This window comes from Streptomyces chryseus, assembly GCF_014650755.1.
GTDB classification, from domain to species: domain Bacteria; phylum Actinomycetota; class Actinomycetes; order Streptomycetales; family Streptomycetaceae; genus Streptomyces; species Streptomyces chryseus.
In genome coordinates, this window is the sequence record NZ_BMVO01000084.1 from 1 (window position 1) to 832 (window position 832).

The window sequence follows — 832 nt, forward strand, 5'->3', positions numbered from 1 at the left end:
GGTGACCGGGAGGTGCTGGCCGCGATCGTGTTCGTGGCCACGTCAGGCTGCACCTGGCGGCAGTTGCCTTCCGTGTCGTTCGGGCCGTCGGGGGCGACGGCTCATCGGCGATTTGCCGAGTGGACGAAGGCCAGGGTGTGGGCGAAGCTTCACCGCCTGGTCCTTGATGAGCTTGGCTCCCGTGGTGAGTTGGACTGGTCCCGCTGCGCGATCGACTCGGTGAACATGCGGGCTCTGAAAAGGGGGATCTGACAGGTCCGAATCCTGTCGACAGGGGCAAGTACGGGTCGAAGATCCACTTGATCACCGAGCGGACCGGTCTGCCCCTGTCCGTCGGAATCTCGGGCGCGAACCTGCATGACAGCCAGGCTCTGATCCCTCTGGTGAAGGGCATACCGCCAATCCGCTCCCGCCGCGGACGCCGACGACGCAAGCCGGCCAAGCTCCACGCCGACAAGGGCTACGACTACGCCCACCTGCGGCGATGGTTACGCGAGCGCGGCATCACCCACCGCATCGCCCGCAAGGGCATCGAGACCTCGCAGCGACTTGGCCGTCACAGGTGGACCATCGAACGCACCATGGCCTGGCTCGCCGGCTATCGCCGCCTCCACCGACGCTACGAACGCAAAGCCGAGCACTTCCTCGCCTTCACAAGCATCGCCTGCACCCTGATCTGCTATCGCAGACTCGCCAATTGAGATGACGTCTTAGGCATAGATTCCTGTTCGATCGCGGAGATGACCAAGGCAGCGTTCGCACCGGGGATTTCTAAGTGCCTGACTGAGAACCGGTGACGGTAAGTGGAGTGTCACGTTCGAGTGGCGTGGTG

1 pseudogene is annotated in these 832 nt (G+C 63.8%); it reads left to right on the forward strand.

The features are described 5' to 3' along the window. Positions 1–701: pseudogene (locus tag IE185_RS32870) on the forward strand (IS5 family transposase); the annotation flags it as partial. Positions 702–832 lie beyond the last annotated feature (131 nt).